The 23,221-nt window shown below is 67.6% G+C and carries 28 protein-coding genes and 1 tRNA gene; 9 read left to right on the top strand and 20 right to left on the bottom strand.

Translation table 11 applies throughout. The features are described 5' to 3' along the window. Positions 1–146: 146 nt before the first annotated feature. Together AB0L64_RS06060 and AB0L64_RS06055 are read right to left on the bottom strand one after the other, a co-directional pair. Entirely contained in the window at positions 147–587 is a 441-nt protein-coding gene (locus AB0L64_RS06060) for a hypothetical protein (RefSeq protein ID WP_363708242.1), read from the bottom strand. Between the two features lie 105 nt (positions 588–692). Further along, on the bottom strand, positions 693–1,598 hold the full coding sequence (locus AB0L64_RS06055; RefSeq protein WP_363708240.1) for a hypothetical protein: 906 nt from the start codon (positions 1,596–1,598) through the stop codon (positions 693–695). Between the two features lie 214 nt (positions 1,599–1,812). On the opposite strand from AB0L64_RS06055, the gene AB0L64_RS06050 reads away from it, so the two are divergent. Next, entirely contained in the window at positions 1,813–2,307 is a 495-nt protein-coding gene (locus tag AB0L64_RS06050; RefSeq protein WP_363708238.1) for a hypothetical protein, read from the top strand. 849 nt (positions 2,308–3,156) lie between these two features. Here the strand turns inward: AB0L64_RS06050 and AB0L64_RS06045 are convergent. The 8 genes from AB0L64_RS06045 to AB0L64_RS06010 are packed head-to-tail and all read right to left on the bottom strand — an operon-like array spanning position 3,157 to position 7,823. Next, complete coding sequence (locus tag AB0L64_RS06045; protein ID WP_363708236.1) at positions 3,157–4,293, bottom strand: methyltransferase domain-containing protein; 1,137 nt, start codon at positions 4,291–4,293, stop codon at positions 3,157–3,159. 4 nt (positions 4,294–4,297) lie between these two features. Next, the gene (tgmB, locus tag AB0L64_RS06040) at positions 4,298–5,245 is read right to left on the bottom strand and encodes an ATP-grasp ribosomal peptide maturase (RefSeq protein ID WP_363708234.1); all 948 of its coding nucleotides are present in this window, start codon (positions 5,243–5,245) and stop codon (positions 4,298–4,300) included. A gap of 3 nt (positions 5,246–5,248) precedes the next feature. Beyond that, positions 5,249–5,479, bottom strand: a complete 231-nt coding sequence (tgmA, locus tag AB0L64_RS06035; protein WP_363708232.1) for a putative ATP-grasp-modified RiPP — start codon at positions 5,477–5,479, stop codon at positions 5,249–5,251. Then, positions 5,476–5,811, bottom strand: a complete 336-nt coding sequence (locus AB0L64_RS06030) for a hypothetical protein (RefSeq protein WP_363708230.1) — start codon at positions 5,809–5,811, stop codon at positions 5,476–5,478. The genes tgmA and AB0L64_RS06030 overlap by 4 nt, the downstream gene beginning before the upstream one ends. Continuing rightward, complete coding sequence (locus AB0L64_RS06025) at positions 5,808–6,218, bottom strand: hypothetical protein (protein WP_363708228.1); 411 nt, start codon at positions 6,216–6,218, stop codon at positions 5,808–5,810. Before AB0L64_RS06025 ends, AB0L64_RS06030 begins: the two co-directional genes overlap by 4 nt. A 55-nt stretch (positions 6,219–6,273) precedes the next feature. Continuing rightward, the gene (locus tag AB0L64_RS06020) at positions 6,274–7,122 is read right to left on the bottom strand and encodes a helix-turn-helix transcriptional regulator (protein ID WP_363708226.1); all 849 of its coding nucleotides are present in this window, start codon (positions 7,120–7,122) and stop codon (positions 6,274–6,276) included. Next, positions 7,103–7,621 (bottom strand): DUF6879 family protein, encoded by a 519-nt coding sequence (locus tag AB0L64_RS06015; RefSeq protein WP_363708224.1) that lies wholly within the window; start codon positions 7,619–7,621, stop codon positions 7,103–7,105. The genes AB0L64_RS06020 and AB0L64_RS06015 overlap by 20 nt, the downstream gene beginning before the upstream one ends. 7 nt (positions 7,622–7,628) lie before the next feature. Then, positions 7,629–7,823 (bottom strand): hypothetical protein, encoded by a 195-nt coding sequence (locus AB0L64_RS06010; protein ID WP_363708222.1) that lies wholly within the window; start codon positions 7,821–7,823, stop codon positions 7,629–7,631. 392 nt (positions 7,824–8,215) lie between these two features. Here AB0L64_RS06010 and AB0L64_RS06005 point away from each other — a divergent pair, with 392 nt between their 5' ends. Continuing rightward, positions 8,216–9,982, top strand: a complete 1,767-nt coding sequence (locus tag AB0L64_RS06005; protein WP_363708220.1) for a recombinase family protein — start codon at positions 8,216–8,218, stop codon at positions 9,980–9,982. Here the strand turns inward: AB0L64_RS06005 and AB0L64_RS06000 are convergent. Further along, a tRNA-Leu gene (locus AB0L64_RS06000) sits at positions 9,964–10,049 on the bottom strand. The genes AB0L64_RS06005 and AB0L64_RS06000 overlap by 19 nt on opposite strands. Positions 10,050–10,202: 153 nt before the next feature. Between AB0L64_RS06000 and AB0L64_RS05995 the strand changes: the two genes are divergently transcribed. Then, positions 10,203–11,012 carry a maleylpyruvate isomerase family mycothiol-dependent enzyme gene (locus AB0L64_RS05995; RefSeq protein WP_363708218.1) on the top strand — a complete coding sequence of 270 codons (810 nt, stop codon included), beginning with the start codon at positions 10,203–10,205 and terminating at the stop codon, positions 11,010–11,012. Positions 11,013–11,022: 10 nt separating this feature from the next. Then, complete coding sequence (locus AB0L64_RS05990; protein ID WP_363708216.1) at positions 11,023–11,511, top strand: VOC family protein; 489 nt, start codon at positions 11,023–11,025, stop codon at positions 11,509–11,511. Here the strand turns inward: AB0L64_RS05990 and AB0L64_RS05985 are convergent. The 3 genes from AB0L64_RS05985 to AB0L64_RS05975 are packed head-to-tail and all read right to left on the bottom strand — an operon-like array spanning position 11,498 to position 13,054. Further along, entirely contained in the window at positions 11,498–12,199 is a 702-nt protein-coding gene (locus AB0L64_RS05985) for an endonuclease V (protein ID WP_363708214.1), read from the bottom strand. The two genes, AB0L64_RS05990 and AB0L64_RS05985, sit on opposite strands and share 14 nt — an antisense overlap. Further along, entirely contained in the window at positions 12,196–12,819 is a 624-nt protein-coding gene (locus AB0L64_RS05980; protein ID WP_363708212.1) for a hydrolase, read from the bottom strand. The genes AB0L64_RS05985 and AB0L64_RS05980 overlap by 4 nt, the downstream gene beginning before the upstream one ends. After that, complete coding sequence (locus tag AB0L64_RS05975; protein WP_363708210.1) at positions 12,809–13,054, bottom strand: hypothetical protein; 246 nt, start codon at positions 13,052–13,054, stop codon at positions 12,809–12,811. Before AB0L64_RS05975 ends, AB0L64_RS05980 begins: the two co-directional genes overlap by 11 nt. Before the next feature lie 75 nt (positions 13,055–13,129). Between AB0L64_RS05975 and AB0L64_RS05970 the strand changes: the two genes are divergently transcribed. From AB0L64_RS05970 to AB0L64_RS05955, 4 genes are read left to right on the top strand one after another with little or no spacing between them, the layout of a single operon-like run. Next, positions 13,130–13,804, top strand: coding sequence for a hypothetical protein (locus AB0L64_RS05970; protein WP_363708208.1), 675 nt, complete (start codon positions 13,130–13,132; stop codon positions 13,802–13,804). A 1-nt stretch (position 13,805) separates the two neighbouring features. Then, on the top strand, positions 13,806–14,336 hold the full coding sequence (locus tag AB0L64_RS05965; RefSeq protein ID WP_363708206.1) for a DUF6529 family protein: 531 nt from the start codon (positions 13,806–13,808) through the stop codon (positions 14,334–14,336). A gap of 11 nt (positions 14,337–14,347) precedes the next feature. Then, positions 14,348–14,749, top strand: coding sequence for a Rieske (2Fe-2S) protein (locus AB0L64_RS05960; protein ID WP_359924840.1), 402 nt, complete (start codon positions 14,348–14,350; stop codon positions 14,747–14,749). 48 nt (positions 14,750–14,797) lie between these two features. Beyond that, positions 14,798–16,123, top strand: a complete 1,326-nt coding sequence (locus AB0L64_RS05955) for a M20/M25/M40 family metallo-hydrolase (protein ID WP_363708204.1) — start codon at positions 14,798–14,800, stop codon at positions 16,121–16,123. Between the two features lie 4 nt (positions 16,124–16,127). Here the strand turns inward: AB0L64_RS05955 and AB0L64_RS05950 are convergent, their stop codons facing one another. The 3 genes from AB0L64_RS05950 to AB0L64_RS05940 all read right to left on the bottom strand — a co-directional run bounded on the left by AB0L64_RS05950 (position 16,128) and on the right by AB0L64_RS05940 (position 19,823). After that, the gene (locus AB0L64_RS05950; protein WP_363708202.1) at positions 16,128–16,403 is read right to left on the bottom strand and encodes a DUF1876 domain-containing protein; all 276 of its coding nucleotides are present in this window, start codon (positions 16,401–16,403) and stop codon (positions 16,128–16,130) included. A gap of 5 nt (positions 16,404–16,408) precedes the next feature. Next, on the bottom strand, positions 16,409–18,871 hold the full coding sequence (locus AB0L64_RS05945) for a glycosyl hydrolase (RefSeq protein ID WP_363708200.1): 2,463 nt from the start codon (positions 18,869–18,871) through the stop codon (positions 16,409–16,411). 91 nt (positions 18,872–18,962) lie between these two features. Beyond that, complete coding sequence (locus AB0L64_RS05940) at positions 18,963–19,823, bottom strand: LysR family transcriptional regulator (protein ID WP_363708198.1); 861 nt, start codon at positions 19,821–19,823, stop codon at positions 18,963–18,965. Positions 19,824–19,896: 73 nt separating this feature from the next. Here AB0L64_RS05940 and AB0L64_RS05935 point away from each other — a divergent pair, with 73 nt between their 5' ends. Then, complete coding sequence (locus AB0L64_RS05935) at positions 19,897–21,096, top strand: MFS transporter (RefSeq protein WP_363708196.1); 1,200 nt, start codon at positions 19,897–19,899, stop codon at positions 21,094–21,096. Positions 21,097–21,126: 30 nt separating this feature from the next. Here AB0L64_RS05935 and AB0L64_RS05930 read toward each other — a convergent pair whose 3' ends face one another. From AB0L64_RS05930 to AB0L64_RS05920, 3 genes are read right to left on the bottom strand one after another with little or no spacing between them, the layout of a single operon-like run. Beyond that, positions 21,127–21,945, bottom strand: coding sequence for an ABC transporter permease (locus AB0L64_RS05930; RefSeq protein ID WP_363708194.1), 819 nt, complete (start codon positions 21,943–21,945; stop codon positions 21,127–21,129). Beyond that, positions 21,905–22,714: an ATP-binding cassette domain-containing protein gene (locus tag AB0L64_RS05925; RefSeq protein WP_363708192.1), complete on the bottom strand. Its 810-nt coding sequence runs from the start codon at positions 22,712–22,714 to the stop codon at positions 21,905–21,907. The genes AB0L64_RS05930 and AB0L64_RS05925 overlap by 41 nt, the downstream gene beginning before the upstream one ends. Continuing rightward, the gene (locus tag AB0L64_RS05920) at positions 22,711–23,175 is read right to left on the bottom strand and encodes a MarR family transcriptional regulator (protein ID WP_363708190.1); all 465 of its coding nucleotides are present in this window, start codon (positions 23,173–23,175) and stop codon (positions 22,711–22,713) included. Before AB0L64_RS05920 ends, AB0L64_RS05925 begins: the two co-directional genes overlap by 4 nt. Positions 23,176–23,221: the final 46 nt, after the last annotated feature.

Genomic DNA, 23,221 nt, shown 5'->3' with positions numbered 1-23,221 from the left:
TAGCTCGACCGGCCACTGGGTCAGCACTTCGAAGACGCCCGTGCAACTGGATACAGCCGAGCGACTCGCTCGTGCAGTCCCTGCTATCCATGGCCGGGTCCAGCAGGTAGCGCGACAGGACGCTGACGGCTCTTGGGCTGAAGCCGTCACTCCCTCCACGCAGTATCGAGCAGGCTGTCGCGAACTGACTCCATCTGATGGCGAAGGACCTCGACTAGTTCAGCGGCGGCTTCTGCGTTGTTGGTAAGACTTGGAAAAGCCTGCCCTGGAGAGACCGGGCGATTGAGGCCCAGAGACTCGTCGATGCCCTGCTCCAACTTCGATGCCTCGACGTAAAGCTGAGACAGGCGACCCAGAAACTGCTGCTTCGCCTCACCAGAAGAGCGGGAGAGAAGAGGCCATGCAGTTTTGAGGTGCGAGATACGCCACTCGCTACGGCTTCCATGCCAGTCGGCTGGCTCGCGCTGTCCACACTGACAGAAGGCCTGCCGACCCGAATCGCTGACTTGATGACCGGTAACCGTCGTCAGTGCATCGACGGCTCTCGGCGGAACGCCGCCTACGAGTCCGAATTCGCTGATCTCCATAGGCAAAGCCTAAGGCCGGCCACCGACATTCTCCGGGTGGCCGAGCCTCCCACGACAACCCGGGTGTCCATCTGCCGACACCCTGCTGTTGCCTGAGTTCGCGATTCAAGGACTCAGACGGGTGAAGTGGGCGGCAGAGTCTTCGACGATGCAGGTGATTTGATGGTTGTGAAGAAGCTCGATCATATCGGGACTTGGGCGGGTCGGAACAAGGATTGCTAGGGATTCGGGCCCGACGTAGCGCTGGTAGTCGAGTAGTTGGCCGATCGCGTAACGAACTGCCTCGCGGGATGCGGTTGCCTTGGCTTCCACGAGTTCTGCACGTTTGCTGTCGAACAAGTCGGTGTAGAGGGTGACATCGGTGAGCTTGATCTGCTTACGTGTGGCCGTTGAGCCCTCCCGGTCGAGCGCCTCGGCGTAGCGCTGCACGAGCTTCGCTTCGTTCCGCAGGGCCGTCGTAGGTTCCCTCGACTCGATGGGAAAGGTGTCGACGAATTGCGCCTCGAAGGCAACATCGCTGACAATTGGAAGCACGGCAACTGTGACGCGCTGCGTCTCTGTTGCTGCCGAGTCTGAGCTCTCGGAGCCTCCCGATCGAAGGGAGGGATACATCCACTGGCCCAGCAACGTGTTGTCCCGCTTTGCCAGCCGCGCATCCGTTTCCCCCGTCGGACGTAGGCCCTGCTCTTCCTCCCAGTAGTAACTCCACCAGTAAGAGTGGTCCTCGACCGTCTGGCCGGTAGACTCGAGGATGGCGAACCAGTTCCCGCGACACCTATCGCAGGTCGGCCACGCCGTCCGCGACGGTTCATTCTCCAGGTGAAGACCCTGCTCTCGGCACTTGGCGGCAGTCCAGTACCTGGCCGTGAGATTCTTGGTGCAAAGTAGCTTGGCGTAAGGACGTTCGTCCCTGCCGTAGTAGAACTCGTCGACGATGTGAGTCTTCCCAGGGTGCTCTCGCGACATGCTGACTCTTGCCGGATACCAAACCAGCCTGTACCTGCCCATCATGCACCCCGTCCATCTGCAAGCCGATCACCCTTGGCTATCGCGGATGGAAGACGATGCGTTACTTCTGACCGCAACCGTTGGATTGGTGCTCGCGGCTGCGTAGGTTGTACTGCGCCGCTCGCTTAGCGCGGAGCATCTGGTTGCCGGCTCGCGCCGCCGAGTTGGGTCAGGTTCGCATTAGGAGGATGACGTCCGAAGCCAGATCCGAGTTGATTTGGCGCGCCTCAAGGCATACGAGGCTGCTGAAGACGCCGCGAAAGGTTTGACGAGTACCTTGTCACTGAACCTGTCGGCACCGCTGATCATCGCCAGGAGGCCGATGTGGATCGCTGAACTGGAAGGGTTTGGTCTCGCTGGCCCTCGGATTGTCGGTTCGATCATGGCCGTGACAGCGGCTGCGATGCGGCGCGCCAGCAGGCGCCAGCATTGTTCCACGCGTCCGGGATCCGATCCGGCCGAGTTGGGTTCCGCGGGCGCTGAACCGATCCATGTAGAAGTGACCAACAGCGATTGCGCCCGCAGCGGGGCGCTTTCAATCTCGGCAGGGATGAGCGGAGACATCTTGGCCGACGCCAAGTACAGGCCGCTCAGAATTGGCCGAATTGGCTCCAAGCCTGTGCCGATCGGTATCGCGTGCGGACCGGCTGGGAGCCCAGATCGAGAGCAGCACTCTCACCGACAGGACGACAAGCTCGAATTCTTCCGTTGATGCAGGCCGCCCGGGCCACTCAAGCGAGGTCAGTCCGTCAGTTTCCCTGGATGGCAGCCAGGCAGGCTACTCCTCCCGGAGTCGCCGTCTTGATTGGCAGAGCGAGTCTCCATGTCAACTACCCGATCGCGTGGCTGATGGTGGCTGCCAACCGAGTGTCAAAGGACTCGGTGTTCATTGTGCGTCGCCCCCCAAGGCAGTCGTCCTCCGACGGGCGGCCATACTGCAGACGCCTGTTTCGATGTCAACCATTCGGGTCGTTTCCGGCGACATCAATCGGAACACGCACCACACTTTGGATCGATTGCGACTGCGGAGGTTGACGCCGCTTCCGACACTGGATCTGTACGGGCCTGTTCGCAGTTCCCGGAACCAGTTCGAGAAGGCCTCCGGCGCCAGCGCAAGGATGTGCTCTGGGACGTCACTCCACGTCGCGTTCAAAACGTTGCTGTAGGCAACTGTCTGCTCCGTCATAGCTCCGTGAACCGGTGACAAATCCTGGTTACCGTTGATCATCGATGACAGGCGAAACCGCAGGTCAGAGCGCATGTTCGCTGATCCGCACGGAGGCAGCCGCCATGCCGGAAGAGATCTACACCATCTTCGAGGGGGGCTCGGGAGGTAGCCGCCTCAGACAACATTAACCAGGTTGGCGGTCGACGTGCGCCAATGGCGAGACTCGTCGACCGTGGAAAGGTCGCATGTGAAGGACGTCATCGACCGAATCGCGGCATGTCGAAGGAGGTCCCCGGAGTCACCGAGGTTGTCATCAGCGCACCAATCGACGGCTCGCTTCGGAGATCGTGGCTACCGTCGTGGTCGAGGATGAGGCGTGGTGTCGAGACCCGGTCACAGTTCGAGTGTCCAGTTGCCGTCGCTACTGGTGAGGGTGCTCCGGTCGGTGCCCAGTTCGACGGTCATGGTGTGGAGGGGGAAGTGGCCGGCGGCTGTCCACTTGGCTTGGACGCGCTCCAAGTCGTCCCATAGGCGGCGCGGGCCGCTCTGATGGACGGTCTTGGATTTGCTGTCGGCGCGGGCCCAGGATCCGTCGGCTGCTAGGAGCCACAGGAGTTGGGTGCCGTCTTCGCGGGTTGCGGAGCGGTTCTCGATGTCGGGGGTGTCGAGTTCGTACAGGCAGCGCAGTTCCCAGTCTTCCCACAGGTCGGGCAGGCGGCCGGCCACTGGGCGGGTGTCGGTGCCTGGCTGGTCGCGGGCGTCGTCGTACACGTGGTCGAGACGAGCTGGGTAGTCCGTGTCGCGGCGGGTGCGCATGAAGGTGGCCGGATCGGGTTGGACGCGGCCACGGACGACTCCGTCTGCGTGTTTCTCGGCGTTGATGAGGAGTGAGGTGCCGGTGATGGTGGTGACGATCTTTCCGCCAGGTCGGAGCGCGTCGAGCCATGCCCGCGGGATGGGTCGGACGGAGACGGTTGCGATGATGCGGCCATAGTCGGTGTCCGGTAGCGAGCCGGTGGCATCGGCGATCTCGAGGTGTGGTGTTCGGCCGAAGTCGGCGAGGCGTTCGCGGGCGACGTCGACGAGGTAGGCGTCTACATCGATGCTGGTCACCTGCGTGTCGCCGAGGCGACGGGCGAGGAGGGCGGCGGAGTAGCCGGAGCCAGTGCCGACGTCCAGCACACGGTTCTGCTCGTCGGGGTCGAGCAGGTGGAGCATGCGCACGATCAAGCCGGGCAGCGTCGAGGACGAGGTCGGGAGACCCGTTGGACGATCGGACAAGTCAGCAGCGTCCGCGTGGAGTGAGCCCACACGGGTCACCAGCGTCTCGTCGGCGTAGATCTCTGCCCACTGTTGGTTCGGCTGCGGCGTTCGGAGTCCCCAGGCGAACGGATAGCTGTCGGGAATCGGCTCCCACCACCTCGGCACCAGTTGGTGCCGAGGTGTGGAGCTGACCGAGTCGTGCCACTCCGGTGCCGTTGCGGTTACCTGGTCGGCGAGCTTGCGGGCGGCGTCGGTCCAGTCAGTCACGGAGTCAATCGTCCTTTCCTTGGAGGGCGTCGGCCATTGCCTCGATCATCGGTACGCCGGCCTTGACCGCGAGCCAGTGCCATTGGCCGTTGGGGTTCACTTCGAAGAACACCCATCGGCCGTCCGGGGTCACGGCGAAGTCGATCGCCCCGAAGAACAAGCCCAACCCGTCCATCAGCAGCCGGACACCCTTCTCGACGTCAACCGGAAGTTCGATCGGGCCGTAGGTGAGGGATGGGTAGTCCGTTCTCCAGTCCAGTCTGGCAGCCGCGCTTCCGGCGTGGATCGCGACCGGGAACATCCGCTGCCCGATCACGGTCAGGCGTACTTCGCATTGCTTGCGGACTCGCTCTTGAAACAGATGCGCAGTGCCGGTGAGGCTCGCGTCGATCTCATCGGCGCGCAGCACCGTGGTCGGCAGGTATCGATGACGGCGTTCCGCGGTGAGCACGCCGCCGCTGAGGCCTTTGTAGATGACCTCGTCGGCGCCGATGAACTCCCGTGCATGAGCTGGATCTGAGGTGATGATCGTCTTCGGTACGTCGAGGCCCGCGCGCGCCGCGACGGCCAGTTGCACTGGCTTGTAGTTGGCGGCCGAGTCCTTGGCCGGATGATTGATCCATCGAACCGGAAGCGATCCCAGTACGCCGAGAACTCCGACGCGCGCCTCAGATACTGCGAATGCCCGGGCTTCGTCCGGCCAGGTGCTCGGCACAGCGAATTCGGCGGGGCGTCGCCACCACACGGCGCTGACCGCGCTGAGGTCAACCGACCGGTCACCGGTCAGGTGCCCGTTCCAGCCTTGCGTCCCGAGTGTGGCGGTGACGCGGGACGACTGCGGGAAGTCGGAGGTGTCGTACCGGACGACCGACGCATTTCGCCGGGTCAGCTCGTCGATGACGGCGTCGGCGGTGAGGTCGTCGCGACCGGTCAGCACCAGGACTGTGTCCATGGGTCAGTAGTTGTCGGTCGAAGTGTCCGATCCTGGCCGCTGGCCGTCGGGGATTGGTGTCTCGGTGTTGGTCTCCGGCAGGGCCGCGGCGATTGCGTGGTACGGGTTGCCGGTCGCGGATACGTTCAATTGGAGGTTGGCGCTGTAGGTCATTGGCAGTTCCATCGGCGTGGTGTCCGGCCCGGACGCCAGGTGACGGACGCCGAAGGGAACTGCGCTCATCTCGTTGCTCATGGTGAACCTCCAGTGTCGGTGAGGGTTTGGAACGGCCGGCCCAGGACGGACTCGCCATCTCGTCCCGCGCCGGCCGGCTTCTGGGTTGCGGCGTCGGCGATCCGCTGACAGCGCAGGTGTCGGCCAGGTAGGCCGTGGATCCGAAGGGTGATGACGTGTGCGTACTGCTCTGCGAGGGCCGTTGGGGCGATGTGCTCCTCGATCAGGTAGTCGCCCAGCCACAGCTGCACGCGCCAGAGTTCCTGCTCGGCCGTTGACCTGAACGGTCGCTCAGGCTGGGAGATCGGCGTCGAGCCGCCGTACGACGGTGGATCAGGAGTGAAGGCCCTCATGGGAGAGCAAGTACTTGGGCGCCGGTCGCCACCTCGAAGTAGGTCCTGATGCACCTCGGGGATCCGAGCGTCATCAGGTGGAGCATGCTCGGCAGGAGCACCACCTCAACCTGGTCCCGGACGACAGCGTCAAGCAAGCGTCCGAACGCCGCCGCCGACCGGGTGCCGTCCTCGACGAAGATGGCCGCGAGGTCAAGGCCGGAGGTGGCGGCGAAGGCCGACAGACGTTCCCTTGTGCGATTGACTTCCGACATACACACCAGAAGGTGAGCGCGCACATAGGCATACGCCCGACGTAACTCGACGGACTGGGGGCGGTCGTCGGGCCCGCAACTGCAGGTCAACGAGTAGCAGTTCCCGGTCGCATGTACGCGCTGTGCGTCGCGGGTGTGCATCGCTGCCGTCATGCCACCGACGCTACAAAGGGGCCGCCAGCAACGACCAGGTTGTTGCGGGGAGTTGCTATCCCAACTCGCCCTGGTTCCGGAGGATTAGTTCGCGCGCGTCGCGGCCGTAGACGGCCCAACCGCGGAGGTGATCGAACATGGTGGCGTAGAGGTCGACTTCCTGGGGTTGGGAGACTTCGATGCTGGCGGTGGGCGTTTCCAGCTTCACGAGGTTGTCATCGAAGATCCAGAAGCCGGCGGAGCCGATGACGTCGCGAACGGTCAGCGACGGGATGATGCCGAGCGACACGTTGGGCAGGCTCATGATCGAGAGCAGCCGATCGAGCTGGCCGCTCAACGTCTCGGTATCCCCAAGGGGTGTCCGTAGGCAGGCTTCTTCGAGCACGACCGAGAAGGTCTTCGATCCGTTGTACAGCACGGATTGCCGTTCGAGCCGGGCCGCGACCGACTCCTCGAGATCGTTGCGTACACCGAGGAACGTAAACCAGAACGGCAGCATGGCTCGGATGTAGCCGGCGGTCTGAAACAAGCCGGGGATGACGTTGTGCTCGTAGATCCGAAACTGTGCGGTGCGCTCATAGAGCGGAACGGGCGAACGCATGAGCTGCTTGAAGCCGGTACGCGAGCGATGCCGGAACTCCAGGTACATCGACCCGATCGAGCCGGCCTGCGCGATCAGGTCTGGAACTTCGGCGTCGGTGGCGCAGACCGCGCACCAGGTGCGGATATCGGCGTCGGTCGGTCGCTGGACGCCGTTCTCAATCTTGCTGATACGTGTGAAGTGCCAGCCGGTCCCGTCGGCGAGTTGGCGCGCGGTCAGTCCGGCGTCGAGGCGTAGTGAGCGAAGGCGCAGGCCGAGTGCTTCCTGCGCCTTCTTAGCTGCGCTACTGGGGCTGGTAGTCACGGTGCGGCACGGAAAGCGCCCACACCCGTTCAAAGGCGGTGCGGCACATCTCGACGTCGGCTGGATCGGTGGAGAGTGTGAGAGCGGTGTTGAGACCGGAGCCGGCGTAGTGCAGGAAGACAACCTGCTCGTCGTCGAGCACGTAGAAGTCGTTGCCAGGGATGCAGATCGACGACACCGAGCGACGCGGCACCCAGCGGATGTCCTCGCCGGCGTCGACCATGGGGCCTGTCAAGGTGTGGGCCCAGCGCTGGTAGTCGCTGAGGGGCTCCGAGACGATCTTGGCCCGCCGGACCGACCGCCCCTGTTCGACGTGACCCTGGACCTTGTTGCACCAGCCTTGTAGCCAGTCCAGATCGTCAGGCTCGCCCGCGGCCCACTTGGCCATGTGCGGAAGTTCGGTCTCGGTGCCGTAGGCATCCCGAGTCTCGAGGTGCACGGCACTGCGCTTGATCGACGCCGTCAGGTCCTGGAACTGAGTGTAGGTGAGTTCCTGCACGATCCTCCTACTTGAAGAACGGGATCATCCGGTCGGGGATCTCGACTACGGTCTCGCCTTCGGGCACGTTGAGCTGACTCAAGGCGTCAGGGTCGGTGACGACCCAGCCTTGCACGACCCAGCTGCCACGGTCGGTCTTGTAGAGAGTCGGCGAGTTGTCGGGGATGGAGTCTGGGTCACCGGCGACCAGTGTCAGGCGCATGTCGGTCCTCCTTGGATCGATGATTGCGGTCGGTTGCCGCTGACTACCCTCCGCTTGCGAGTGATTGCGGTCAAGGGGTGTTGCGAGATGTTGCGAGACGAGTTCGAGCGCAGGTCAGCCTTTACATCTGATAGCGGGTTGCTCAGTCGCTCGCATCGTTTCGCAGCGCTGTCGGATTGCCAGTTCTTTGGATGCCTCGAGCGTTGAGCGTGCATGGCGGATGGGCGAGAGGTTCAGCGGGAGCGGCGCGAGTCGTGCGTTGGAGTGAAGATGCCGGAGCGGGTGCCGGTGCTTTATCCACAGGCTGCTCGGGTGCTTCGGCGGATTATCGCCCGGCTGGCGAGGTCGAGGCGTGGGTCCGCTCAGGGGTGCGAAGAAGAGGAGGAGTCGTCGTGAGTGATGGCGATGAGTGGGCGACTTTGGATGAGTTGCTGGGTATGGAGGCGTTGGCGGATCAGCCGGATGGTGGTGGGATCGGGCGGTTGGCGTTCTACGGGCGGTGTTCGACGGAGGACAACCAGGATCCGGCTACGTCGAAGGCGTGGCAGTTGGGGGAGGCTCAGCGGTTCGTGGAGCCGCTCGGGGGTGAGGTGGTCACGGAGTTCTTCGATATTGGGCAGTCTCGGTCGTTGCCTTGGGAGCGGCGGACGGAGGCCAACGAAGTGCTGCGCGCTTTGAAGAATCCGCAGCGCGGGTGGGACGGGTTGGTGGTTGGGGAGGCGACTCGTTGCTGGTTCAGCAATCAGTTCAGTCTGACGTGGCCGAAGTTTGATCGGTACGGCGTGTCCCTGTGGATACCGAGTCTGGGCGGACGGTTCGATCCGGAGAACACGGTGCATGACATGGCGATGACGATCACCGGTGGTTTGTCGAAGTCGGAGCGTCAGCATGTGCAGCGGCGGGTTCGGGCGGCGATGGCTGCGCAGGTGTTGATTGATGGGCGGTATCAGGGTGGGCGTCCGCCGTACGGGTATGTCGTGGTGGATGGCGGGCCGCACCCGCATCCGCGGAAAGCAGCTGAAGGGCAGCGGCTGCGGGTCCTGGCGATCGATGAGTTCGCGGCCACCGTCGTGCGGCGAATCTTCGACCTCTATCTGGATGGGTGGGGGAGGAAGGCGATCGTTGAGCAGCTGAACAGGGAAGGCGTGCCGTGTCCGTCGGCGCGTGCTCCACAGCAGAACCGGCATCGGTCGATGGACGGATGGCAGCACTCGACGGTTGTTGCCATACTCAACAACCCGCGGTACACCGGCTACGCCGTCTACGGGCGGTGGCAGAAGGTCGAAGAGCTTCTTGATCCGGATGATGTTGCCGCGGGCTACGTAGTGAGGTTCCGGCGGTCTCCGCAGGCGAAGATCGTGCGATCGAGGGAGCCCGCGCACCCGGCGATCATCTCGGTGGAGACCTTCACCGCGGCGCAGTTGCGGCGGCGGAAGCGGAAGTCCGATGGCATCCAGAAGTGGTCAGCGGTTGAGCGGCGCCGCACCTCGCCGAAGCGTGTGTACGCGCTGCGTGGCTTGATCAGGTGCGGACTCTGCTCGCGGAAGATGGAGGGGGCGGCTCGACGGCAAGACGTTGTCTACTACCGATGCAACGCGCGGACACTGGTTCCGGGGTCTGCGAGTGCGCAGGCCCATCCTCGGCAGATCTACCTGCGGGAGGACGTCGTGACGCCCGCCGTCAATCGCTGGATCGGATCCCTGTTCGACCCAGTGCATCGCTCCGCGACGATCGAGGCGCTGCTCGTCGAGGACGACGCCGGGGACCACCGGATCGAACATGTCGAGGACCTTCGGGGGCGTGTCCGTGCGGCAAAGATCACGATGGATCGGGTGCGGAAGGCGCTGGATGCCGGCTGGGATCCAGTCGAGCTGCGTGAGCAGTACAACGCGGCCGCGGCGGAGAAGCAGACGGCCGAAAGGCTGTTAGCTTCGCTGCCGACCCAGGTGACGATCACGCGGGCGCAGCTTGAGGCGTGGATCGATGAGCTAGGCGACATCGGGGCAGCTTTGAACGCGGCTAACCCCGAGGAGTTGAACCAGCTTTACGGCTCGCTACGACTCTCGCTGAAGTACCACCACGCCGACCAGATGGTTGACGTTGAGGTCGACCCAATGGGTGACCGTGTGGATAAGGTCTGTGTCCGAGGGGGGACTTGAACCCCCACGCCCTAAAACGGGCACTAGCACCTCAAGCTAGCGCGTCTGCCTATTCCGCCACCCGGACGAGTGGTCGTACCGCCTGGGCGGTGCCGACCGGAGAACAGTAGCAAACTCCAGGGGTGGAATTCACATCGGGGCTCCGGGGTGGTGACGGTGGCGTGTCGGGGGCGTAGTTTGAAATTCAAACAGTGGCCTCTGGGGTGGAGGTGAGGACGCCGTGGACGAGTGGAACGGCATGGCGTACGCGGGTAAGGAGACAATGCTCCGGGTGGTGCGGCAGGAGGCGGAGCTGTTCTTCGGGATGGCCGAGCGGGACGGGGTCTGGGAGGCGCCGACCGGGGCCGGGCACTGGGAAGTGCGGGACGTGGTGGCGCATCTCGCGGACACGACCGAGTCGTACTTCGTGGCGTTCGACGCGGCCCGGTCGCACGCCGAGGTGCCTGCGGCGTACGGGCTGCCGGGGATGGCCGAGCGGGTGGACAAGCAGGCGCTCGCGCTGCGCAGTGTGCCGCAGGACGAGCTGGTGGAGCGGTTGCGGACCGACTTCGACAAGATGATGGGGATGTTCGACGCGCTCGGGCCGGACGACTGGGGCGGGTTCACGGTGCCGCACTTCTACATGGGTCCGCTGCCGGCGTTCTTCTACCCGGCGTTCCAGTTGATGGACTACGGCGTCCACTCCTGGGACATCCGGCAGGGCACCGGCCGCGCGCACGGGCTGTCCGGCGAGGCCGCCGACCTGCTGGTCCCGTTCATGTTCGTGCTGTGGAAGTACACCACCGGCGCGAAGGATCCGTGCGAGCTCGGCATCCGGATCACCAGCGGACCGAACGCGGGCGACACGCGCGTGTCGGTCGGCCCGGACGGTATGGACTACGCGGCCGGCGACGTCGATGATCTGCCGGCGGTGATCGAGTTCGATCCGGGCAGTTTCGTCCTGACCGCGTTCGGTCGCAGCAACGCCGGTACGATCCGGGGCGACCGCGCCGTCGCCGACCGGTACCTGAACTTGTTCTTCCGGATCTGAGGGGGAGTGGATGACCGAGATCGACCTGTCCACGATCGAGGCCGAGCGGGACCGGATCAGGTCGGCGTACCTGAAGCCCGGTGGTACGTCGACGGCGCGCGGCCTGCATCACACGGCTCTGCTGAGTGCGGACGTCGAGCGGACGGTGCGGTTCTACCAGGACGTGCTCGGGTTCCCGCTGACCGAGATGGTCGGCAACCGGGACTACGAGGGGTCGACACACTTCTTCTTCGACATCGGCAACGGGAACCTGCTGGCGTTCTTCGACTTCCCCGGTCTTGACCTCGGGCCGTACGCCGAGGTGCTCGGCGGACTGCACCACCTGGCGATCTCGGTCGAGCCGGCGCAGTGGGAGCGGCTGAAGCAGAACCTGGACGAGGCGGGCGTGGAGTACCTGGAGGAGAGCGGTACGTCGATCTACTTCCGCGACCCCGACGGCGCCCGGATCGAACTGATCTCGGACCCGCTCGGCGAGATGTACGGCCTCAAGGTCCTCTGAGCAACCGCGCGGCCTGCCGGGCGCGCCGCAGCGGTTCGGGCGTCCGGCGGCCGGCGTTGCACAGGTTGATCACCCGCACGGCGGTGGCGAGGTCGGTCCGCCAGCCCGTATGGACGACCAGCGGACGAGCGCCCGGCTTCGTCCGGAGCCAGGTGGCGACCCGCTCGCCGTCGATCGCGAGCGCCGAGGTCGCGCCGGGCTCGTCGGCCGGCCACGGTCCGGTCGCGATCAACGGCCGGTGGGTGACGCCGATGGTGGGGAGATCCAGTACGGCGCCCAGGTGCGTGGCGAAGCCGGCCCGGCGCGGGTGATCCGCCCCGGTGGCGTCCAGCAGCAGGACATCGGGTGCGGGGGCGAGGCGGCGTACGACGTACTCGCACAGCGGCCCGAGGCGCAGCGCCAGCAGCCCAGGAAGATATGGGCCAGACGCACGGCCGCGACGCAACTCCTGCCCGACAACCTCGCGCCTGCGACGCGAGTTCTGGCCGACAACCTCGCCGCCGTCCTGAACCACCGCGGCCGCCCAAGCGGGATCGCCCGCAGCACCAGAACTCGTCAGGCCGCGCTGGAAGCAGATCCAGACGGCGCCGATCAGCAAGCGCTCCGGCGGATTCCACAGCGCTGGTCGCAGCTCGGCCAGCTCGAGCTGCCGCGCTATCAGCTCGTCCTGCTCGGTCGGCCAGGTCATCCGTGCAGGTGGGCCTGGAACCAGTTGCGGGCCAGGTCGGCCACTCGTTCGAGGGTGTCTGGTTCGGTGAAAAGGTGGGTGGCGTTGGGGACTACCTCCAGGTAGTTCGGGCAGTGGAGTTGTTGCTGGGCGTCGCGGTTGTGGCGCAATACGTCGAAGTCGAGTTCGCCGACGATCAGTAGCGTCGGGGCCGTGACGTCGGCCAGGTGGGTTGCGGCGAGGTCCACGCGTCCGCCGCGGGAGACGACGGCGTGTACGTCGGAGCCGCTGCCCGCCGACCAGAGGGCCGCAGCAGCGCCCGTGCTGGCGCCGAAGTAGCCGACCGAGAGGTCGAGCCGCCGTCCGGCCCATTCGTGCGTCGCCCGCAGCCGATCGGCCAGCGCGGGGATGTCGAACACGTTGCGCCGGTCCTGAGCCTCTGTCGGCGTCAGAAGGTCGAACAGCAGCGTGGCGAACCGTGCCCGGTTGAGGACGTGCGCGACGTACTTGTTCCGCGGGCTGTGGCGACTGCTGTCGCTGCCGTGCGCGAAGATCACCAGACCGGCGGCCGCTGCCGGCACTGCCAGCTCACCAGGCAGCTGTACGCCGCGGGCATCGACGACGACCTGTTCAACGTTCATCACGCGATCCGTCGGGGGACGGCTCGCCGGCCGGGTGTTCGACGAGGGCTACGACCCGGGCGGACAGGAAGCGGGCGGTGCGGATCGGCGTGCCGGAGCGGGTCACCTCGACGACCTCGGTGACGCTGCGGTTCGTGGTGACCTCGACGCGGCGGCCGGCCTTGGTGGCCGTGATCTCGTACGACGAGACGCCGTCGCCCGTGTCGACGACGATCTCGACCCGATCGCCCTTCATGGATCCAACGTACTCGTCCCAGCCGTTGACCGGGCCGCCGCGCCGGCGGGATCCTCGTGTCGGGGTGGGGGTGAGATGGGGCAGCGAAGTCCACTGGTGACACTGGCGGCGACCGCCGCGGGGCTGGTCGTCCTGCTCGTCGTGAACAGCACCCAGGCGAGCACCCCGACGAGCGCTCGAACCGGCACCCAAGCCATCAGTCCAACGAGCACGAGCCCACCGCAGACGACCGCCCCGCCGACCACACAAGCACCGGCAACCACCAAAGCACCGGCAACCACGAAGCCACCCGCCGCACGCACAGTCGTGTACGCCGGACGCACCCCGACCCGAGAAGCCGTGGCCCTAGCCGTCAAAGGCACCCGCGCCGTCAGCTACGTCTGCGACGGCCGCACTCTGGAAGCCTGGCTGACCGGAACCGTCGCGAACGACCGAGCCGTCCTCCGTTCGCGCACCGGCGACCACCTGACCGCCACCCTGAGCCCGACAGCTGCGACCGGAACGTTCACCCTGAACGGCCGCACGCTGCGCTTCACGATCCCCACAGCCGGTCCGCCGGCAGGCCTGTACCGAGCCCGCAACAGCACAAGAACGATCGGCTGGATCGTCCTCCCCAACGGCCAGCAGGTCGGCGTCGACGACGACGGTACGCCGGCACCCGCCCCGCCACTCGACCCGGCCAACCGCACATCGACGGTCGACGGCGTGTCCGTCACAGCCCTGACGATCACCGGCGACGAGACGTTCTGAGATGACCACAGCCACAGGCCCCAAGGCGAGCACAGTCGTCGTACCGTTCGCGGCCGGCGCCGCGGTGGCCGTCGCGCTGGGCGTCTACGGCCGCCTGCACGACCCGACCGGTGTCGCGATCGACATCGCCGGCTTCTCGAGCTTCCGGTCGGTGAAGGCCTGGCTGGCAACGGTCGCCGCGGTGCTGGGCCTGGTCCAGGTCCTGTCGGCGATCGCCCTGTACCGCGGCCGACCCGGCCTCGCACCGCTGCACCGCTGGTCCGGCCGGGCCGCCGTCGCCTTCACCCTGCCGGTCGTCGCCCATTGCCTTTACGCGTTGGGCTTCCAGTACGGCGAGCCGCGGGTATTGATCCACTCGCTGCTCGGCTGCTTCTTCTACGGCGCCTTCGTCGTGAAGATGCTGTCGCTCACCCGCACCGACGCACCGCGCTGGCTGCTGCCCGTCGCCGGTGGCGCGGTCTTCACGGGACTCGTCGGCCTGTGGCTGACGTCCTCGCTGTGGTTCTTCACCACGTTCGGCATCATCCGCTGAAGGGAGCAGATGTGGACGCACCAAGCCGCCGTACGATCCTGGCCGGAGCCGCCGCCGGGCTCGCGGGCCTCACGGGGTGCCAGAAGTACGGCGAACCCACGGCGACCCCGGCGCCCGCGCCGGCCAACACCGTCCTCGGCAAGATCGCCGACATCCCGGTCGGCGGCGGCAAGATCTTCGCGCCGAACCAGGTCGTGGTGACGCAGCCGGTCAAGGGCACGTTCAAGGCGTTCAGCTCGATCTGCACCCATCAGAGCTGCCCCGTCGCGAGCGTCTCCGGCGGCACCATCAACTGCGACTGCCACGGCAGCAAGTACGCCGTCGCGACCGGGGCCGTCGTCGCCGGACCGGCGCCGCGCCCACTGCCGCCGAAACAGATCACGATCACCGGCGACACCATCACGCTGACCTGACGCTGACCTGACTCGGCCCACGAACCAGGCGTGGGGGAGGATGGCCACATGACGACCTCCAGTGACCGTACGTCGTACGCCGCCGACGCCGAGGTGGTGGAGCTCTGCAGCGAGCTGATCCGGATCGACACCACGAACTACGGCAACGGCAAGAGCAACGGCGAGCGCGTGGCGGCGGAGTACGTCGCGGCCAAGCTGGACGAGGTCGGGATCGAGTCGACGATCTACGAGTCGGAGCCGGGCCGCGCGACGCTGGTCGCGCACTGGGACGGCGAGGACCGGAGTGCGGACCCGCTGCTCGTGCACGGGCACCTCGACGTCGTGCCGGCGGACCCGAAGGACTGGAAGGTCGACCCGTTCGCCGGGGAGATCTTCGACGGGTGCGTGTGGGGCCGCGGCGCGGTCGACATGAAGGACTTCGACGCGATGGTGCTGTCCGTCGTGCGGGCGCGGCAGCGGGCCGGCGTGAAGCCGCGGCGGCCGGTCCGGCTGGTGTTCACGGCCGACGAAGAGGCCGGCGGGGTGTACGGCGCCCAGTGGCTGATCAACAACCACCCGGACACGGTCGCCGACTGCACCGAGGGCATCGGCGAGGTGGGCGGCTTCTCGATCACGGTCAAGGACGACCTGCGGCTGTACCTGATCGAGACCGCCGAGAAGGGCATGAACTGGATGCGGCTCAAGGCCCGCGGCACGGCGGGCCACGGGTCGATGGTGAACACCGACAACGCGGTCACCAATCTGGTCGAGGCGGTCACCCGGATCGGCGCGCACGAGTGGCCGCTGCGCGTGACGCCGACCGTCCGCGAGTTCCTGAAGACGCTCGAGGACGTGCTCCAGGTCGAGCTCGACCCCGACGACATGACCGCGACGCTGGCCAAGCTGGGCAGCTTCAGCCGGATGTTCGGCGCCACGATCCGCAACACCGCGAACCCGACGATGCTGAACGCCGGCTACAAGGTGAACGTGATCCCGGGTGACGCCGAGGCGCATATCGACGGGCGGTTCCTGCCCGGGTACGAGGACGAGTTCTACGCCACCATCGACGAGTTGCTCGGCGACAAGGTGCAGCGCGAGACCGTCGTCACCGACATCGCGCTGGAGACCGAGTTCAGCGGCGGTCTGGTCGAGGCGATGAAGGCGTGCATCCAGGCCGAGGACGCGCAGAGCCGGTTCGCGCCGCTGCTGATGTCGGGCGGCACCGACGCCAAGTCGTGGAGCCGGCTGGGCGTGCGCTGCTTCGGGTTCGTGCCGCTGCAGCTGCCGCCGGACCTGGACTTCATGGGCATGTTCCACGGCATCGACGAGCGGGTGCCGACGTCCGCGCTGGAGTTCGGCTCGCGGGTCCTCGACCGCTTCCTCGATCAGGCCTGAGGCGTCACCCCTGCAGGTGACTCGGCCGGTGGGTCACCTGCTCGATGTTCTCGGCCGCCGCCAGCACGAGCTGGTGCGAGAGTTCGGACAGCGCCCGCGCCGCCGCCAGTTGGTCGCCGATCCGCGGCACCTCCCGGTCGTGCGGGTGCCGGTACGCCGTACCGCGTGCCGAGAACTGCTCCTCCTGATGGGTGTTCAGCCGCGCCTCGGCCCGTGTCACCCGTTCGTCGCCCTGCTCGTCGATCTCGATGTCCACGACCCAGTTCCGCACCGTTGACATCTCACTCACCTTCGTTCGCTCTGGTCCTTCTTCGAGCGTCGTACGACCACCGGCCGGTTGAGAAGACCTGAGTTCAAGAAGTCCGCTGCGTGCTCGATGTGTTGCAGATCGAAGCGGCGGCCGAACTCGGCTGTCACGTCGGCGGCCGCCTGCAGAAGGTGGCGGTCCGCCGAGAGCGCGTTGGCTGCCGTGTTGTGTACGTCGATGCGCAGGTCGTTCGTGCCCGGGCGCGCGGCGTCGGTGAGGTCGACCTCGTACGGCGGGGCCCAGAGCGAACCGCAGTGGACGTCGTTGAGCCAGATGTCGGCGGCGACGCCGATGGGCGAGGTGATGAGGGCGCGATAGGAGTTGGCCGGGAGGTAGGGCTCGCTGCCCGGCCCGACCGGCTCGCCCGGGCCGAAGTCGAGGAGCAGGTGGTCGGTGGTGTCCGGGAGTTCGAGCTCGGTGCGATAGGTGGCCGAGCCTGAGTGCGTCGCCAACGCCGGGTCGTCCTCCCACCGGTGCGGGAGCGAAACCGGACGTGTCTCACCACCGAAGGCCACCGACCAGTCGCCCTGCACTGCGCTGTCGAGGCGCTCACGCTGCTCCGGTACGTCATCCTCGAGCCCGGTCGGCGTCAGGACAGCCGCCTCGTACGGAGCGAGGATCGTCGTGCGGGTGACGGTCACCATGCCGGAGAGCGGGTTCCAGCGTTCCATTGGGTGCGGGAAGGTGAGGGTGCGGGGCTGAGTGCCGGTGTTGGCGACGAAGTAGAGGTCGCCGTCGGCCAGGCGGCGGTGGACGATGCCGATGTCCTGCTGCGGCTGGATCGGTGGCGGGGGAAGGTGGCCGGCGAGCGTGTTGACGTCGGTGACGACCTGTCCGCCGGACGCCTCGACGGCGGCGAGCCAGCGGCTGGTCTCCGGTGGGGTCGTGGTTCCTTCGGGTACGACGACCAGCGGCGCGTCGGACGGATCCAGCACGGCCAGCGCGTCGTCGTCGACCAGGTCGAAGTCGAGCCCGGCCTCGCGGATGATCCGGGGCACGCTCTCGGGGATCAGCTGCCGCACGACGCGGTACAGGTTGAGCGGCTCGGCGTGCCCGGCGCGTGCGGCGTACGCGTCGTACGTCGGGACGTAGATCTTCACCGGCCGGACCGGTACGCCCTGCTGGAGCACCCAGGAGAGGCGGTGCAGGGAACCGAACAAGGCAGTTGCCGTCGGCCACCAAGGGTTCCGGTCGTCGAGCGCGCCCGCGGCGTAGAAGATCCAGCCGAGGCCCGGTCCGCCGGACGGCGAGTACGGCCATCCGTGGCCGATCAGCTGGTTGACGCCGGAGAGGAAATGCTCGTGGGCCTCGCCCTGCAGGTCCAGCGGCGTGGCGCGGAACGACGGCGAGTGGACCCACGTCCAGACCTCGGCGGACACCACCGGCCGGCCGTGGATGTTCGCGGCCGACGACGCCCAGCGGGTCTCCGGAAGGCGTGTCCAGCCCCAGCCTTCGCCCTCGAACAGGTCCGCGTGGCGATAGCTGCTCATCGTCGCCGGCGGTTCGCCGTAGCTCTGGATCCGGAACGGTACGCCGTGCCCGGCCGCCCAGCGCTGGAAGACCTTCAGGAAGTTGTCCTCGTACAGCTCCGACAGGGTCCGCCCGAAGTCGATCCGCAGCTGCCGCGCGCCGTCGGTGCCGACGAGCAGTTCGTACAGCCGCGGCCGCAGGTCGTACCCGCGCCGCTTCGCGAACTCGTCGAGCATCGTCGCCGTCCAGTCGCCGCCGTACACCTCGAGGCTGTCGCAGAACACGGACCCGAGCAGCTCCGGCGTGGCGGCCTGCACCAGCGGCTCCGCCACCCGCCGGATGTGTTCTTCGGCCGCGGCCGCCGAGTAGTGGTCGAGCGTCAGCCCTTCGGCGCCCGCCGCGGCCCGCTTCACGTTCTGGCCGGTCACACGGGACGTCGCGATCAGCACCTCTCGCGGCTGACCGCCTGCCGGTACGCGGATGATCCCGTCCCGCACCGGCACCTCGACGTACGACGACGGCGCGCCCGCCGACCCGTCACCGACGTACGCGGCCACGAACTCGTCACCGGGCCAGGCATCCACGATCGGTACGTCGTACGCCGCGGCGCCGATCTCGCGGCGGTCCCAGTGCAGGTGCCGCGCAGCCAACGAGGGGCCGATATGCGGGCCGCCGTACGACCATCCGCTGCCGAGCGTCACGTCGAACCGCAGGCCGAGGCGGCGCGCGGTCCTGGCCGCGTGCCCGACGAGCTCGAGGAACTCCGGCGATCCGAACGGCGCGGTCACCGGCGCCATCGGGTAGACGAACGCGACTTCGGCGCCGCCGAGTCCCGCCGCGGCCATGGCTTCCAGCTCGCGGTCGATCTCGTCTCGCTCGACGGACGGACCGAACCACCACCAGCGCATCATCGGCCGCGCCTCGGGCGGCGGGTTCCGGAACTGTCGTCGGACGTCGTCGACGGTCGCCATGCTCTTCACCCCACCGCCGCGGGCGGCGCGCGGTCAACGCCGCTGACCAGTACCGGTCAGATCGTCCTGCGCAGTGGTGACACCTGGGCGTTCACAACAGGTTCAGCGTGGCGCGGAGCTGGGGGAGGTGCTTCATCAGAGGTTGCGGGGGCGAGGGAGTGGTGACGACCGAGAGCGTGAGGCGGTAGTGGAACGGCGCGGGGGTGAGGTGCTCGCCGGCGCGGAGTTCGGTGGCGAGGGCGCTGCGGGGGACCAGGGCCAGGTGCGAGCTGCGACGGGCCATGGCGACGGTGGTGCTGAGGGTGACGCCGCGGCGTGGGATCGCGCCCAGCGCCGCAAGCCGCGAGTGGATGTCCTCGGCACCCCGGTCGTACGTCGAGAACGCGATCTGGCGGTCCTTCAGCGGTCGGCGCCCCCGGCCGGGTGGGCGGGCGCCGGGCGGGACGAACAGGACGAGTTCGTCGCGGCCGAGGCGGCGGGACACAGTGCCGCGCGGCAGCGTCATCTGGTCGGCGATGGCGATGAACGCGGCGTCCATGGTGCCCTCGGCGACGCGCTCGACCAGGAAGTGACCGTGGTCGACCTGCTGCTGGATCTCCAGGTCGGGGAGGTCGGCGTCGAGGACCGGGAACAGGATCGGCGCGAGGCTGGCGAAGGTGCCGATCACGAGCCGCTCGGTGACCGCGGCCGCGCGGGTGGCGTCGTACACCTCCTCGAGGTGGCCGAGGATGTGGTCGGCGCGGCGGCTGAGCTCGGCCCCGGCCCGCGTGGGGCGGGCGCCGCGGGTGTCGCGCTCGAAGAGCTTGGTGCCGCAGAGCCGTTCGAGCCGGGCGAGCCGCTGGGAGGCGGACGGCTGCGAGATGCGCAACTCCCGTGCGGCGGTTCCCACGGCGCCGGTGCGGGTGACGGCCTGGACCAGCCGGAGGTCCTCGACCGATGGTAATGAGGCCATAGGCTGAGCCTATGGCAAGCGAGCAAGATCCGCCGGCTACCTGGGCGCCGCCCGAATGCCAAGAATGCAAGGTGTGAAGGCGCGATCCGAGGCATTGGTCCTGCTGGCCGGAAGTGGTACGGCGGACTTCGCGTTCCGGATTGCCCAGGTCGCGCTGCCGTTGGTGATCCTGCGTGAGACCGGGTCCGTCGCGGCGACCGGACTGGTCGCGGGCGCGGCCGGCGTACCGGTGGTGCTGTCACCGTGGTGGGCCAGGAGGGCGCGGCAGTGCGTCGACTCCGGCCCGCGGCTCGCGGTCGTGGCGCTTGTGTCCGCGATCGCGCTGGCATCGGTTCCCGCGGCCGCCGGATTGGGCAACTTGTCGCCGGAGTGGCTGATCCTGAGTGGCCTGCTGCTCGGGTGCGGCGATGCTTTGTCGAACCCGGGCCGGTCGGCGCTGCTCGCCGACACCGGTGACCGGTGGGGCGATGGCCGGGCGGTCCAATTGCTGACCTGGCAGGACGGGCTACGACGGTTCGGGATGCTGATCGGTCCGACCGTCGGAGCGCTCGCGATCTCCACCGGCTTGACGAACGGGTTGCTCTGGATCGAAGCCACAAGCGTCGCCGACGCCGGACTCCTGGCCTGCGCCGTCCGGTCCGAGCGGGCTCCAGCAGGTCTGGTGACGCCGTCGATCCGCGGCAGTCTGCGCGGGCGCACCGAGGTCGCCTACGGATGGGTGGTCCGCGGCACGGGATGCGTCACGTGGTTCGCGTTCACGCTCGGGCTGTCGGTCGTCGGTGAGGAACGCGGGCAGCCCGGCGTTTACCTGGCCGCGGGCATGACGGGGTACGGCGTGGGGTCGCTCGTCGGCACCGCGGTGTCGCTGGCGGTGGTCCGGCGTACCAGGCCGACAGTGGCCGCGTCGGTGGCCTGGGCCTGGAGCGGGCTGTGCTGGGTCGGGATGGGCGTGTGGACGACGCCGCCGGTGGTCGCCGTGATGGGCGCCTTGTCGGGAGTGACCGTGGTGATCGGAATCGCCGCGATCTCCGTCCTCATCACGCGCACGTCCGTCGGTGCCGAGCGGCGCGCGTTGCTGTCCGGGCAGAGCGTCGTCGTGAGCGCCGGCAGCGCGGCCGGGATGCTTGCCGGCGGGCCGATCATCGGCGCGGTCGGTGCGGAGCTCGCGCTGATCGGGTCGGGGCTCGTCACCGCGGCCGTCGCCCTGCTGGTCCTGGTTCGGTGCCAGACTGCGACGCATGCCCGAGATCACCACGCTGGCCGAGCGGCCTGAGTACCTGGAGCGGATGCACGACTTCGATCTCTAACGCGCGAGCCGTCCGAGCAGCGCCGAAGCTGCGCAGATGCCGGCGATGGCAGCGGCGATGAGGACGGTGAAGTCGAGCAGGTAGTTGGTGGGCTGGCCGATCAGCAGGCCGCGGAGGGCGCTGACCTCGTACGTGAGTGGATTGGCATGCGAGAGCGCGCGGAGCCAGCCGGGCATGATGTCGACCGGGTAGAGGGCGTTGGACGCGAAGAACAGCGGCATCGTGATCGCCTGGCCGATGCCCATCAGCCGGTCGCGGCGCAGCACCAGGCCGGCGATCGTCATCGACAGGCAGGAGAAGAACGCCGCCCCGAGCACGACGACCGCGAGCATCGCGAGCAGCTTCAGCGGGTTCCAGGTGAGGCTGACGCCGAGCAGCGCGGCGACGATGAGGACGACGATCGCCTGGGAGATCGTCCGGACCCCGGCCGCGAACGCCTTCCCGGCGACCAGCGCCGAGCGCGGCGACGGCGTGACCAGGAGCTTGGTGAGGATCCCGGCGTCGCGCTCCCAGATGATCTGGATCCCGTAGAAGATCGCGACGAACAGCGCCGACTGCGCGATGATGCCGGGCGCCAGGTAGTCGAGGTACGGGACGTCGCCGGTCGGGATCGCCCGGATCCGGCTGAACGTCTGGCCGAAGATGACCAGCCACAGGACCGGCTGGATCGCGCGGGTGATCAGCTCGGTCCGGTCGTGCCGCAGCTTCTGCAGCTCGACCAGGCAGAACGTCCCGATCCGGGAGAACAGCCGGAGCGCCGCGCGCGGGCGCGAATCAACCCAGGCGCTGGGCGGTGCGGCGGGTGCCACGGACATCGCGCAGACCTCCCTTCGCCTGACCCTCCAGGCTTTCCCCGGTGTGGTGCCGGAACACATCCTCGAGGCTCGCGCCGGGACCGAGCGCGGCCTTCAGCTCGCCCGGCGTACCGACGGCGCGGAGCCGGCCGAGGTGCAGCAGGGCGACCCGGTCACAGAGGATGTCCGCCTCCTCCATGTAGTGCGTGGTCAACAGCACGGTCATCCCGTACCGCTCCTGCATCTCCTGCACCCGCGCCCACACCGAATCCCTGGCCACCGGGTCGAGCCCGACCGTCGGCTCGTCCAGCACGAGCAGCGCCGGCCGGTTCACCAGCGCCTGCGCGAGCTCGAGCCGGCGCACCATCCCGCCGGAGTACGTCGACGCGAGCCGGTCGGCCGCGTCGGTCAGGTCGACGATCTCCAGGACCTCCGCCACCCGCGCGGCCCGCTCCCGCCGCGGTACGTCGAACAGGCGCGCGAACCAGGAGACGTTCTCGCGGCCGGTGAGCGCGCCCTCGATGGACAGCTGCTGCGGGACGTACCCGAGCATCCGGCGGACCCGCATCGCGTCGGTGCGGACGTCGAGGCCGAAGACCCGGACCGTGCCGGACTGCGGCGGGTAGAGCGTGTTCAGCACCCGTAGCGTCGTCGTCTTGCCGGCTCCGTTGGGACCGAGCAGGCCGAAGCATTCGCCGGGGGAGACGGTCAGGTCGAGGTCGTCGACCGCGAGCTGGTCACCGAACCGGTGACTCAGACCCGCCACCGACACCGCGGGTTCCGCACTCATACGCGCTCCTTCCTGAGCTGCTCCTCGGGATGCAGGCGCTCCGCGAGCCAGGTCAGCACCGGCAGCGCGGCGACCAGCGCGTCGCGCTCGTCCGGCGTCAGGTCGTCGAGCACACCGGACACCAGCGCCGTACGGCGGTCGCGCCAGGCCTCGACCTGTTCACGGGCCGGCTCGGTGAGCGTCAACCGGGCGACGCGCCGATCGGACGCGTCGGGCGTGCGCTGCAGCAGGCCGCGGTCGGTGAGCTGCCCGACGAGGGTCGACACCGTGTTCGCGACCAGGCCGAGCTCGGCGGCGGCCTCGGCGACCGAGATGCCGGGGTTGCGCCGCACGGTGCGGACCAGCTCGGCCTGGGAATCGGTGAGCGCGGACAAGGGGAACGGACGTCCCGCGGAGCGGCGCAGCCGCCGCCGTACGAGCCCGATCGCGGCGATCAGTTCCTCGGCCAGGAGTTCGCTCACGCCGTCCAGAATACCTCTGGGGCAGAGATATTGTGCGCGAGAACGG

It is taken from the genome of Kribbella sp. NPDC051936 (assembly GCF_040680955.1).
Classification (GTDB): domain Bacteria; phylum Actinomycetota; class Actinomycetes; order Propionibacteriales; family Kribbellaceae; genus Kribbella.
This window is presented reverse-complemented; position numbering and strand designations above follow the sequence as displayed.